The organism is Sphingomonas oligophenolica (assembly GCF_006438955.1).
Classification (GTDB): domain Bacteria; phylum Pseudomonadota; class Alphaproteobacteria; order Sphingomonadales; family Sphingomonadaceae; genus Sphingomonas; species Sphingomonas oligophenolica_A.
Genome location: NZ_RCZK01000001.1, coordinates 225,485 through 237,758 on the forward strand (window position 1 = coordinate 225,485; position 12,274 = coordinate 237,758).

General features: G+C 64.8%; 13 protein-coding genes. 5 read left to right on the top strand and 8 right to left on the bottom strand.

Annotation, left to right across the window (positions count from 1 at the left end; translation table 11 throughout):
- Positions 1–2: 2 nt before the first annotated feature.
- Entirely contained in the window at positions 3–119 is a 117-nt protein-coding gene (locus tag EAH84_RS16265) for a CcdB family protein (RefSeq protein ID WP_241656392.1), read from the top strand.
- Positions 120–127: 8 nt separating this feature from the next.
- Here the strand turns inward: EAH84_RS16265 and EAH84_RS01160 are convergent, their stop codons facing one another.
- The 4 genes from EAH84_RS01160 to EAH84_RS01175 all read right to left on the bottom strand — a co-directional run bounded on the left by EAH84_RS01160 (position 128) and on the right by EAH84_RS01175 (position 3,616).
- A complete protein-coding gene (locus EAH84_RS01160; protein WP_140866434.1) occupies positions 128–1,267 on the bottom strand; it encodes a M42 family metallopeptidase in 1,140 nt (379 codons plus the stop codon).
- Positions 1,268–1,437: 170 nt separating this feature from the next.
- Entirely contained in the window at positions 1,438–2,865 is a 1,428-nt protein-coding gene (gene tldD / locus EAH84_RS01165; RefSeq protein WP_140866437.1) for a metalloprotease TldD, read from the bottom strand.
- Positions 2,866–2,901: 36 nt separating this feature from the next.
- The gene (locus EAH84_RS01170) at positions 2,902–3,381 is read right to left on the bottom strand and encodes a DUF3224 domain-containing protein (RefSeq protein ID WP_206663921.1); all 480 of its coding nucleotides are present in this window, start codon (positions 3,379–3,381) and stop codon (positions 2,902–2,904) included.
- 1 nt (position 3,382) lies between these two features.
- The gene (locus EAH84_RS01175; RefSeq protein ID WP_140866440.1) at positions 3,383–3,616 is read right to left on the bottom strand and encodes a zinc-finger domain-containing protein; all 234 of its coding nucleotides are present in this window, start codon (positions 3,614–3,616) and stop codon (positions 3,383–3,385) included.
- Between the two features lie 198 nt (positions 3,617–3,814).
- Between EAH84_RS01175 and EAH84_RS01180 the strand changes: the two genes are divergently transcribed.
- Positions 3,815–4,741, top strand: coding sequence for an ABC transporter ATP-binding protein (locus EAH84_RS01180; RefSeq protein ID WP_140866443.1), 927 nt, complete (start codon positions 3,815–3,817; stop codon positions 4,739–4,741).
- A gap of 420 nt (positions 4,742–5,161) precedes the next feature.
- Here the strand turns inward: EAH84_RS01180 and EAH84_RS01185 are convergent, their stop codons facing one another.
- Positions 5,162–5,917 carry a hypothetical protein gene (locus tag EAH84_RS01185; RefSeq protein WP_140866446.1) on the bottom strand — a complete coding sequence of 252 codons (756 nt, stop codon included), beginning with the start codon at positions 5,915–5,917 and terminating at the stop codon, positions 5,162–5,164.
- A 254-nt stretch (positions 5,918–6,171) separates the two neighbouring features.
- Between EAH84_RS01185 and EAH84_RS01190 the strand changes: the two genes are divergently transcribed.
- The 3 genes from EAH84_RS01190 (at position 6,172) to nadB (ending at position 9,669) form a co-directional block, all read left to right on the top strand.
- Positions 6,172–6,798, top strand: a complete 627-nt coding sequence (locus EAH84_RS01190; protein WP_140866449.1) for a TMEM175 family protein — start codon at positions 6,172–6,174, stop codon at positions 6,796–6,798.
- A gap of 415 nt (positions 6,799–7,213) precedes the next feature.
- Positions 7,214–7,570: a YybH family protein gene (locus EAH84_RS01195; RefSeq protein WP_140866452.1), complete on the top strand. Its 357-nt coding sequence runs from the start codon at positions 7,214–7,216 to the stop codon at positions 7,568–7,570.
- A 503-nt stretch (positions 7,571–8,073) separates the two neighbouring features.
- Positions 8,074–9,669, top strand: a complete 1,596-nt coding sequence (nadB, locus tag EAH84_RS01200; RefSeq protein WP_140866455.1) for an L-aspartate oxidase — start codon at positions 8,074–8,076, stop codon at positions 9,667–9,669.
- A 175-nt stretch (positions 9,670–9,844) separates the two neighbouring features.
- Here nadB and pgmG read toward each other — a convergent pair whose 3' ends face one another.
- The 3 genes from pgmG to EAH84_RS01215 are packed head-to-tail and all read right to left on the bottom strand — an operon-like array spanning position 9,845 to position 12,272.
- Positions 9,845–11,218: a phosphoglucomutase/phosphomannomutase PgmG gene (gene pgmG / locus EAH84_RS01205; protein WP_140866458.1), complete on the bottom strand. Its 1,374-nt coding sequence runs from the start codon at positions 11,216–11,218 to the stop codon at positions 9,845–9,847.
- Positions 11,215–11,472, bottom strand: a complete 258-nt coding sequence (locus EAH84_RS01210; protein ID WP_194150340.1) for a DnaJ domain-containing protein — start codon at positions 11,470–11,472, stop codon at positions 11,215–11,217. Before EAH84_RS01210 ends, pgmG begins: the two co-directional genes overlap by 4 nt.
- Positions 11,469–12,272 (bottom strand): division plane positioning ATPase MipZ, encoded by an 804-nt coding sequence (locus tag EAH84_RS01215; RefSeq protein WP_140866460.1) that lies wholly within the window; start codon positions 12,270–12,272, stop codon positions 11,469–11,471. The genes EAH84_RS01210 and EAH84_RS01215 overlap by 4 nt, the downstream gene beginning before the upstream one ends.
- Positions 12,273–12,274 lie beyond the last annotated feature (2 nt).

The following is a 12,274-nucleotide window of genomic DNA, read 5'->3' on the forward strand; positions in this document are numbered from 1 at the left end:
TGATGACGCAGGCCATCTCCGCTGTTCCTGCGAGCCTGCTGCGGACTAGGATCGGCACGCTGGCAATGCAGTATCTCAAGATCCAGGCGGCGCTCGACACCCTTACCGGTAGCTACTGACACCGCCGCTATGGCGTAAAATCCCGCAGCCCCGCGACCGTCGTCGTATCGAGCCGCTTGATCAGCGCCACCACCAAATCGACCATCCCGTCGAAATCGCCGCGATCGATCACGCCGTTGTGCGCATGGGTGTAGCGCGCGGGAACGACGAGGTTCACCGTCGGCACGCCGCCCGCGGTCGCCTGGATCGCGGCACTGTCGTCGCCATAGCCCTGGACGAGGTCGCGCTGGAGCGGGATCCCCGCCGCTCTTGCGGTGTCGGCAACGAGTGCCACCATCTTGCGATTGGGGATCGCACTCGAATCATACAGGAAGATGCCCGGCCCGCCGCCGAGCACTGCCTGCGTTTCCTCGGGGTTGCGCCCGGGGCTGTCGCCGGTGATCCCGCCCTCGATCGCGATGCCGATATCAGGCTTGATCAGGTCCGCGGCGGTCCGCGCACCGCGCAGGCCCACCTCCTCCTGCACCGTCGCCGCGACGTAGAGCTGGTTGGGGTGGCCGCTCGCCTTGAGCCGCCGCAGCGCCTCGATCACCACCGCGACGCCGACCCGGTCGTCCCACGCCTTGCCCAGATAGCGTCCGTTGGCGAGAGCCGCGAACGGCGCGTCGGGCACCACCGGATCGCCCGCCCCGATCCCGAGCGCCGCGACCTCGGCGGCATTCTTTGCGCCGACATCGAGATACAGCGAATCACGCGGGAACACGCGGGTCCGCTCCTCGGCGGGAACGACGTGGATGTCGCGGATCCCGGTCACTGCGCGCACCGGGCCTTTCGACCCGATGATGATCCAGCGCTGGTCGGGCAGCGCCTGGTCGAGCCAGCCGCCGAGCATCTGCATCGACAGGAACCCGGTCCCCGTCACGCGCCGCACCACCCCGCCAAGCTCGTCCATATGCGCATCGAGCATGATCTTGGGCCCCGATGCGCCTTGCTTCGCAATCACCGACCCCAATCCGTCATAGGTCACGCTATCCGCGAGCGGCTTCACCTCGCGCACCACGATCCGGCGGACATCCTCCTCGAACCCCGGCGGCCCCGGCGCATCGGCGAGTTCGGCGAGCAGCCGTTCGGTCCGGTCCCCGGTTTGCGCCAATGCGGGCGACGCGAGGGTAAGCGCGATCAGCGCGACAAATATGGGTTTGAGCATACGGTCAGCGTCGCAGGCCGGGCGGGATCAGGCAAGCCCCTTACCCAAACGTCACCCCGGACTTGTTCCGGGGTCCATCGAGCGGCTTGGCGTAAGCTAGCGGCAGGAACGCGGCGCCCGCGGCATCATGGACCCCGGACCAAGTCCGGGGTGACGGGTGGTGCGAGGAATTACGCCGCGGTCCCGCCCACGGTCAGCCCATCGACCAGCAGCGTCGGCTGCCCGACCCCGGCGGGCACCGACTGCCCGCCCTTGCCGCACACCCCGATGCCCTCGTCGAGCGCGAAGTCGTTGCCGACGCCCGCCACCTTGGTGAGCACGGTCGGCCCGTCGCCGATCAGCGTCGCGCCCTTGATCGGCGCACCGATCCGGCCGTTCTCGACGAGATACGCCTCGGTGCAGCTGAATACGAACTTGCCCGACACGATGTCGACCTGCCCGCCACCGAAGCTCTTGGCGAAAATCCCGCGCTTGACGCGGCTGAGCAGTTCCGCGGGATCATCCTTGCCCGCCTTCATGAAGGTGTTGGTCATCCGCGGCATCGGCGCGTGCGCGAAGCTTTCGCGGCGACCATTGCCGGTCGGCTCGACCCCCATCAGCCGCGCGTTGAGACGATCCTGCATATAGCCCTTCAGGAAGCCGTCCTCGATCAGAATCGTCTCGCGCGTCGGGGTGCCCTCGTCGTCGATCGACAGCGACCCGCGCCGGTCGGGCAGCGAGCCATCATCGACGATCGTGATCCCGCGCGCCGCGACCTGCTCGCCGATCCGCCCCGAGAACGCCGACGTGCCCTTGCGGTTGAAATCACCCTCCAGGCCATGACCGATCGCCTCGTGGAGCACGATCCCCGGCCACCCCGGCCCGAGCAGCACCGTCATCTCGCCCGCGGGTGCGGCGACCGATTCGAGGTTTACCAGCGCCTGCGCCAGCGCCTCGTCGATCGCGCGGTTCCACGTCGCGGGCTCGAACAGCGAATCGTACAGATACCGCCCGCCGATCCCGAACGTGCCCGTCTCGCGCCGGCCATTCTGCTCGACCACGATCTGGACGTTGAGGCGCACCAAAGGCCGCACGTCGGTCGCGACGAAACCATCGGCGCGGACGATCTCGACCACGGCCCACGTGCCGCTCAATCCCACCGACACCTGCGCCACCCGCGGATCGCGCGCGCGCGCCGCGGCATCGATCGTCTGGCATAGATTCACCTTGTCCGCGAACGGCACCAGGTCGAGCGGATCGGCGTCGGTATACAGGTGGCGGTTCGTCCCCTGCGGCGGCGGTGCCTTGGCCGCGGTCCCCGGCTCGATCAGCGCCATCGTCTCGCCCGCGCGCTTGATCGCGGCTTCGGACAGCTCGTTGGCATGCGCGAACGCGGTCATCTCGCCCGATACCGCGCGCAGCCCGAACCCCGCATTGGTGTCGTAGCTCGCGGTCTTCAGCCGCCCGTCGTCGAACCCGAACGCCTCCGATTTCTTGTATTGCAAATAGAGTTCGCCGTCATCGGCCTTGCCAAGCGCCGCGGCGGTCAGCGCCTGCGCGGCGTCGGGTGACAGCGTGTCGCGATACAGGAACGAGCGGGGGTCTGAAGCTATCGTCATCCCCTAAAGATAGGAGCGCGGTGTCCTCGCGTAAACCTAAGGCTTGGCGGGCAGCGTATAGGTAAGGTCGTAACGATGGACGCCGCCCTCGATCTCGATACCGAACGTCCCCGCGATGCCCGCCAGCGCGCCCGTCCCGGTATCGGGCGCGATCACGACGCTGAGGTCCGCCGTGCCCGCCTTGTCGATCGTGCCCCGGTGCAACAACGCGAACCCTCCGCCGTGCCCATCGACGGTGCCCGTGAATTGATCGACCGCGACATAGGCCCCCGCCTGACCCGGCTTGGGTGCGCCCGCGCTCAGCATCGTGCCGGTCGCGGTGCCGGTCATGCCTCCGGTAAAGGTCTTGGCGATCCCCATCCGCGCCGTCGGCAACCCGCCCGCGGGCGCGTCAGCCTGCGCTTCGGGCGTAATCTCGACCGTGAACGTTCCAATCGCATGCATCGTCGGACTCCTGTCGAATGGGGGTGCGGCGGCGATCAGCGCGGGCGCAAGCAGATAGGCCAGCCCCCGCATCCTACCGCCCCGCGCCATCCCCGTGATCGGGTAGCAGCGACTGATCCGCGCCGTCCGCCGCGCCGCCAACCAGGATGAACCGCCGGTCGCAATAGCCGCAATCGACATAGCCACTCTCGTCAATCTCAAGATACACCCGCGGATGCCCCAGCGCCGCGCCGCCCGGAATATCGGTGGCGCCATCGCACGCGACACGGCGGTGGGAGACGCGGACGGTTTCGGGTGGCGGTACCATGGTGGCGCGATAGCAAGCGCCGGTGCTGCCCACAATCCTCCCCGGCACGGGGAGGGGGACCGCGCTCGAAGAGCGTGGTGGAGGGGCAGCGCCAAGCACTAGTCCTGCTTGGCTGCCCCTCCACCATGCTCCGCATGGTCCCCCTCCCCCGTCGGGGGAGGATTGTAGAGTTACACGTCGCGGCCTATCCCCCGCCCCATGACCACCGAAGCCGCGATCAGCATCCAGTCCCTCTCCAAAACCTACGCCGGCGGCAAGCAGGCGCTCGACGCGGTGACGTTCGACGTCCCCCGCGGCCAGATCTTCGGCCTCCTCGGTCCCAACGGCGCGGGCAAGTCGACGCTGATCAACATCCTGGCGGGGCTCGTCAACAAGACCGGCGGCACCGCGTCGATCTGGGGTTTCGACATCGCCGAACACCCCCGCAATGCCAAGGCGTCGATCGGGATCGTCAACCAGGAAATCCTGTTCGACCCGTTCTTCACGCCGTTCGAAACGCTCGAGATCCAGGCCGGGCTCTACGGCGTCGCCAAGCCGCAGCGGCGGACGATGGAACTGCTCCGCGCGGTCCATCTGGAGGACAAGGCCAACGCCTACGCCCGCACGCTGTCGGGCGGCATGAAGCGCCGCCTGATGGTCGCCAAGGCGATGGTCCACGCGCCCCCCGTCCTCGTCCTCGACGAACCGACCGCGGGGGTCGACATCGAACTGCGCCAGCAACTATGGACCTATGTCCGCAGCCTCAACGCCGCGGGCGTCACCGTCGTGCTGACCACGCACTATCTCGAGGAAGCCGAGGAACTCTGCGACCGGATCGCGATCATCAACCACGGCAAGCTGATCGCCAACGAACCGACCCGCGACCTCGTCGGGATGGCACAGGAAAAGATCGTCGCGGTCACGGTCGACCGCGACCTGACCGTCGCGCCGGTGGCCGCGTGCTTCGAAAAGATCGTGCTGAAGGGCGACCGCGTCCTCGAAATCACCTACCACAAGGGCCGCGTCAACGCCGGCGAAGTCCTCGCCGCGGTCCAGGCCGACGGCCTCGGCATCGTCGACGTAACAACCAAGGAAGCCGATCTGGAGGACGTGTTCCTCAACCTGACCCGCGCCGCAAACGCTTAATGTCGCTGCGTCTGGTAATGGTGGTTTGCAGTCCGACAGCTTTCGGGAACGAGGATTGCCTAAGCTGCCGTCGCTGGATCAATCGATGGCGGCAGCTAGGCGCCCTACTCTCGGCCGTTCGGCGACGCGAACCCAGTTCCCAAAAGCTGCCGTTCGCTCGCATGCGACAGCGTCCATTGCGGCGCTTGCCACCAGACTGCTTTTCCAGCCATGGCAGCGTGATCGATCCGGCCCTGCCGGAGACCGCCGTCATCGCACCGGCGAAGCTGCACCACGTAGTGGGACACGATCGCGATAACTACACCGCTGCGCTACATGCATCGTGATCCTGAGCGGGTTAACCACGCCGCAAGTGAGCTCAGCAGCGTATCCGGCCTGCCGAGGGTCTCACGCGATCCCGAAAAACAGCGTTCGTCTGATTCAATGCTCGCAACCAAGATCGGTCAGATCGGCCTCGATGTCGCTCCGATCTGCCTTGATGCCAAGTGCGTCGAAATGACGCGTCATGTAAGCATCGTTGGACGTGATGCTGCGCAGCTTAGTTTTCAGATTGCCGATCGTGACGCGCAACTGACGCCGCTCAGCAGTATCGGTCGCCAAAGGCACAAGCGTCGCCAGCTGTTCCGAGAGGTCCGAGACCTTTTCTAAATCCAACTGACGATGCGCGAGGCCATCATACAGCGCGGCCAGGGCAAGCTGTTCCTTGAGCGGAAAGTGGCTCAATGTCTGGCTTCCGCTGGCTAAATCCCAGTTGGCCGAGTGCATCCAGAACATGATTGCGTCGCTTGGTCTCGTCGATTTAATCGGGACCGCGGCGCCTACGGGTGCTTCCTGAGCCCAACGATCCAGCCGGTCGATCACTTTTACGGCGCAGGGAGCAATCGCCATGTTGACTTCCCACCGACCACGATCATTTGCCAGTTCACCCATTAGTGACGTGCGAACGACATCGACCGTCTCGTGCCAGTGCCACGCCTCGACGAGTTGTTCCCCCGTGAGCGCGATCAGGACGCCCAGCACGATTATCGCTACCTCGCCGAGGAACTCGCGCGAGTTATGGACCGGCTTGGGTTTGTGAATTTCCACGCTCTGATCCTCGCACTTGGGCGCTTGGGCAGGATCAGCTTCGAAAGCCGCAACCGGCGCGATTTCAGGCGATTCTCCCATGTAGCTCATTGGCTATACGGTTGCAGGCCACTTGCAATCCCTCAGTTAATCAGTGCCTGCTTTTGGAAGTCCATCGCGGCTCGGAGGAGGCGGCTATTGAGCGGTTGCGGTCAGGCAGCATTCCGTCCCGAAACCTGTCGGTCTGCATCCAGTCTCGCCTGATAGACAGACGGAGCGGGAATGGCGAGTAAGGGGTGGAAAGCTTCACTTCCGCTTCCTGGAAATTGCCGGTTTCATCACAACCGTGCCGGTGTAGGCTAGGCATGTTCGGGGAGATGGCAAAAATGGGCACGATCAACAAGGAACGGTTCGTACTTTTCAGCGACGGAGTGTTTGCAATCATACTCACGCTGCTCGTGCTCGACCTGAAGGTCCCCGAAAGTCTCGGTTTGGCGGGACTCAGAACCGCAACGCCTGGCCTGTTGGTGCACGCAGGAGCCTTTTTCGTAATCGGTATGGCGTGGATCACTCATCATCATTTCCTCGAGCATGTGGAGCGGATCGGCAGCAACATGCTCGGATACAATCTGCTAGTCCTCTTTTGGATCACACTGGTTCCCTTTGGCGCGCGCACGGCAGCGGAACATCCCTATGACGGCCTGGGTGCCGCGATCATGGTGGCCAGCATCGCGCTCAATTTGGCAAGCCTCTTGTTGATGGCTTGGTTTGGCGATTATGAGTCAGTTACTCACGACCCGATCATGCAACCATTAAGAAGGCGCCGCGGGCGCTATTTTCTCGCCTATCTCGCAATCGCCCTGATCGTCACGATGCTTTGCTTCGACTCCCCATGGTTTGGTTATGGATTCCTGATGTGGGGTGCCAGCGTTCTTTGGGTTGCTCCTCCGAGCGTAGTCCATGCGCGGCTAGTGGCGGAGGAAAACGGTTAAAGGCCCAAGTGCAGATCGTCCACACAAGGGTCAGGAGCCGAAAGTCCGCTTATCGTGCAGCTAGCTTTGCAAGCAGACCGTCCGGAACCGGCCCAACTCTCGCCGAAGAGCAATTGCTCAGCGAACGGCAGGTTTCAGGAAACCGAGAATTTGTGCTGGACGGCCGAGATTGGGCGCTTGCCGCCCGGCAGTTTCTCGACGTAAAACCTGCAAGTGGTCTTTTAGACGAGTCGCGTTGATTAGGAGCGCCGCAACGGAGATGTGTGGGTGGAAAGGAGACATGTGCCCGTCTTGGGCGGTCAATTGCTGCCGAATAGCTTCCCACTGTCCAACCGGGCATGGCTTGTTTTTTCTGGTGATAATGTCCGATGGGTGATTAAACTTATCGTGTTGTAGCCTGAATAAGGGGAAAGAAATGGCGATCGATTATGAGGCTCAGGCACGTGCGGAAGTGGCTGCGATGGAGGCGGACTGGCAGAAAGCTTGGCTGGCCTCTGATCCCGCTCGCATAACTTCGTTTTTTGCCGAAGACGGAATTGCGATGTTCACTGGCCTTACAATCCGGGGCAGAGAAAACATTCTGGCGTTAGTCGAGGCCTACTGTTCGGACCCGGCATTCTCTCTGAAGTTCGGCGTAGAGCGCCTCGATATGGCCCGATCATGCGATTTAGCGGTGATGGTTGGCACGTTCGTGACGCAACACCGACCCCGAAACATCGGAAATTATTACAACGACTGGCGCAACTACAGCCACATATGCCAAGGAGAGTGATGGGCAATGGCGCTGCCGACTAGACGTGGGTGTTCCCGCTGCCGCCTGATCACGAGATAAGCTGAAGAGCGTGGACATTGGGAATTAGGTCGAGAGAAAGCGCTTCGAAAATATCGGCTTTCGGTGGGTTTCGGCAAACCGAAAATTCGCGCTGACCTGCTGGTATTGGGGCGCTTCCTGCCCGGTCGATTCTGAACAAGCGGACCGGCAGCTATCTATGCCTCGCCGCCTAAAAGCGGTCCGACGGGAAAGTCCCCAGGTGCGGACCTTCATGGGGCATGGCGGCGAGCCTGAGCGAACGGCAGGTTTTAGGGACGCCGATCGGCGGGTTGAATGGCGACAACTGGGCGGAAGCCGCCTCTATGAATGTAGGAAAATAGCTGCCAGACCGATCAGATGCTGACTTTGACGCGTCTCTCTCCGATCGCCTCGCCCCAGGCGCCCGGCCCGGCCCGGACGAACCCGCGCGACGCTCTCCACTTTGTCCACTTCACCCGTCGTCGATGACCGCGACCAGCGACATCCTCATCATCGGTTCGGGCGCCGCGGGACTCACCGCCGCGCTCAACCTCGCCGATCGGTTCAGCGTGACCGTGCTCGCCAAGGGCGCGCTCAACGAAGGGTCGACCGCCTGGGCGCAGGGCGGGATCGCCGCGGTGCTCGAACCCGGCGATACGTTCGAAAGCCATATCGAGGATACGATGATCGCGGGCGCAGGGTTGAACGACCGCGCGATTGTCGAATTCGTCATCGAAAACGCCCCCGCCGCGATCCACCGGCTCGAAGAGCTCGGCGTGCCGTTCGCTACGGAGGGCGCCGACGGTCAGGGCGCGCTCCACCTGACCCGCGAAGGCGGCCATTCGCACCGCCGCATCGTCCATGTCGCCGACGCCACCGGCTGGGCGGTACAGGAGGCGTTGCAGCGCGCCGCCGAGGCGCATCCCAACATCACCCTCGTCCCCGATCAGGTCGCGATCGATCTCGCCACCAGCCGCCACGAGGAACGCTATTCGGGCGCGGGCAACGTCTGGGGGGTCTATGCGGTCGACAAGCCGAGCGGGCGCGTCAGCCTGTTCACCGCGCGCGCGACGATCCTCGCGACCGGGGGCGCTGGGCGGACCTATTTGTTCTCGACTGCGCCGCGCGGCGCGACCGGCGACGGGATCGCGATGGCATGGCGCGCAGGCTGCCGCGTCTCCAACATGGAGATGATGCAGTTCCACCCGACCTGCCTCTACAATCTCGAGGTCAAGAATTTCCTGATCACCGAGGCGGTCCGCGGCGAGGGCGGGCATCTCATCAATCCCTCGACCGGCAAGCGCTTCATGGCGGATTACGATCCCGAACGGCTCGAACTCGCGCCGCGCGATATCGTCGCGCGCGCGATCGATGCCGAGATCAAGCGCGACGGGCTCGATTATGTCCATCTCGATATCAGCCACCTGCCCGCCGATTTCGTCCGCGGGCATTTCCCCAACATCTATGAAAAATTGCTCGGGCTCGGCATCGACATGACGACCGGGCCGATCCCGGTGGTCCCCGCGCAGCATTACACCTGCGGCGGGATCGTCATCGATCGCGACGGCCGCACCGACCTGCCCGGGCTCTATGCCGCGGGCGAATGCACCGAAAGCGGGCTTCATGGCGCCAACCGGCTCGCGTCCAACTCGTTGCTCGAATGCTTCGTGTTCGGCGAGGCGGCGGCGAAGAGCATCGCCGCGCGCTGGGACGACCTACCCGCCGTACCGACGATCCGTGCATGGGATGAAAGCCGCGTCGCCGATTCGGACGAGGAAGTCGTGATCCAGCAGAACTGGACCGAGATCCGCCGCTTCATGTGGAACTACGTCGGGATCGTCCGCACCACCAAGCGGCTCGAACGCGCGCAGCACCGGATCCGGATGCTGACCGACGAGGTCAACGATTATTACGGCCATTTCCGCGTGACCCCCGACCTGATCGAGCTGCGCAACCTGCTCGCGACCGCCGACCTGATCGTCCGCAGCGCGCTCCACCGCCACGAAAGTCGCGGGCTGCACTTCACGCTCGATTATCCCGCCACGCTCCCCGACGCGGTCGACACCGTGCTGGTGCCCTGACCATCCCCGCGGGGGTGGGATGCAGGTCGACATCGCAGCCAAACGGAGTGCGACCGGCCCGGAACGAGCGCGACCGGAGCGACCGGCCGCAAGCGCGACGGCGTGTTCGCGCGTTGATCGAAGCAATGAGTCTGGATCTGCCGGTCCCCTGGCCCCGACCGCCGCCGGGGGTGTGTTAAGCGGGTAGGCCTCGAAACACGTTCGAGGCCGCGAGCTGCGCATCGACCGCCGCGAGCAGGCGGTCGAGCCCCGCCTGGTCGCGTGCCTCTGCGCGGACAGTGAGCGCGGCCTGCGTGTTCGAGGCGCGCAGCAGCCACCAGCCGTCGGCGGTGGTGACGCGCGCGCCATCGGTGCGGTCGACCTGCGCGGCAGCGTCAGCGAGCCGTGCGAGCACCTCGGCGACGACCGCGGTCTTGCAATCCTCGGCAACCGCGAAGCGCAGTTCGGTGGTGCTGACATAGGCGGGCAGCGCATCGCGCAGCTCGGCGAGCGAGTGTCCCGACAGATGCAGCGCGCGGATCAGCTGGATCGCCGCATAATGCGCGTCGTCGACGCCGTAGAGATCGGCGAAGAAGATGTGGCCCGACATCTCGCCTCCGAGCGGGGCGCCGGTCTCGCGCAGCTTCTGCTTCATCAGGCTGTGGCCGCTTTTCCACATCAGTGGCACGCCGCCGAGCGCGGTGATGCGATCGAACAGCGCCTGGCTCGCCTTGACGTCGCCGATGATCGTCGCGCCGGGATGCGCGGCGAGGACAGGTTGCGCCAGAATGGACAGAAGCTGATCCGCCCAGATCACCCGGCCTTGCGCGTCGATTGCACCGATCCGGTCGCCATCGCCATCGAAAGCCACACCGAAATCGAGCTTTTTCTCGGCGACGACGCGCTTCAGGTCGGCCAGATTCTCTTCTATCGTGGGATCGGGATGATGATGGGGAAATTCGCCGTCGACATGGGCATGGAGCACATGATGCTCACCCGGCAGCAGCTTCACCAATTGCTCGACGACCGGGCCGCTCGCGCCGTTGCCGCAATCCCACGCCACCCGATAGGTGCCACCAGTATAGCCCGCCATCAGCCGCGCGACATAGGCGTCGCGCACGTCGGCGTCGGTGACCGATCCTGCCCCCTCAGCCCAGCCGCCGGTCGCGGCAAGTTCCGCCAGGCGTTTGATGTCGTCGCCGAAAAACGAGCGATGGTGGAGTATCAGCTTGAAGCCATTGTCATCGCGGGGATTGTGGCTGCCGGTTACCTGGATGCCGCCATCCACTTCTAGATGCGCCTCGGCATAATAGAGCATCGGGGTCGGCCCCATCCCGATCCGCACGACGTCGACGCCCGAGGCGACGAGTCCCTCGACCAGCGCCGCTTCGAGCAGGGGCGAGGTCAGCCGACCATCGTAGCCCACTGCGATCCGCGTGCCCCCGGCCTGGCGGACCCGCGTCGCGAAGCAGCGGCCGAGCGCATGCGCGTCGGCGGCGGACAGGTTGATCCCCACCGTGCCCCGGACGTCGTATTCGCGCAAAATCGCGGGATCGAACCGGTGGGTCATCGCCCCTTCAGCAGCAGATCGCGCGCGGCGTTGACGCGGCGCGCCAGGTCGACCGAGCCCCCGCGGTCGGGATGGACCTGCGCGGCGAGGCGGCGGTGCGCGGCATGAATGGCATCGGCGTCGGCACCTTCGGTCACCCCCAGGATCTCGCGTGCCTCCGCCTCGGTCGCGACCGGCAGCCGCTTAGCCTTCTTCGGCTTGAGATAGGTCCAGGCGAGCAAGATGCACGCAATCGCGATGAGCCAATGGATCATGCGACGAGGTGCAGTGCGGGTTCGGGCAGCTGGAGCGCGGCCATCATTTCGCGCAGTTCCTGCCGCGCGGCGACGTGGCTGAGGCCCATCGACCCGAATTCCTTCGAATCGATCATCGTGAGGCCGGCGGGGAACAGCTCGCGATAGATCACGCGCTCGCCGAGCCCGGGGATGATGCGAAAGCCGACGCGCTTGGCGAGCTGGGTCAGCGCTTCGGAGACGCGGCGCATGTTGCGCGCCTCGATATGCTGGAGGCGGTTGCGCAGCACGACCCAGTCGATCTGCGTCCCGTCGGCGCGCGCGCGCTGCTTGCGCGCGTCCCAGATCAGTTCGGAATAGAAGCTGGGGCGCGTCACCTTGTAGGTTTCGGCGTCGACCTGGCCGATCAGGTCGAAATCGACGAAGCTGTCGTTCATCGGGGTCACCAGCGTGTTCGACATTGCCGCTGCGGTGCGCGCGAACGGGTCGTCGCGCCCGGGGGTGTCGACGACGAGATAATCCGCATCCGCCGACAGCTCGGCCCATAGCCGCTCGAACGCTGCCTCGGTCTGGTCGGTCAGCGTCGCATGGACCGGCATCGGCAGATCGCTGCCGGTGCGCCGCGCGGTCGCCGCGCGGTTGTCGAGATAGCGCCCGACGGTACGCTGGCGATGATCGAGATCGAGGCAGGCCACGCGCGCGCCCTTCGCCGCGAGCGCGATCGCGACATGGACCGCGGTGGTCGACTTGCCGGTGCCGCCCTTTTCGTTGGCGAAGACGATAACGTGAGGAGAAGGGGGAACATGGGGCCCATGGGGCAAGA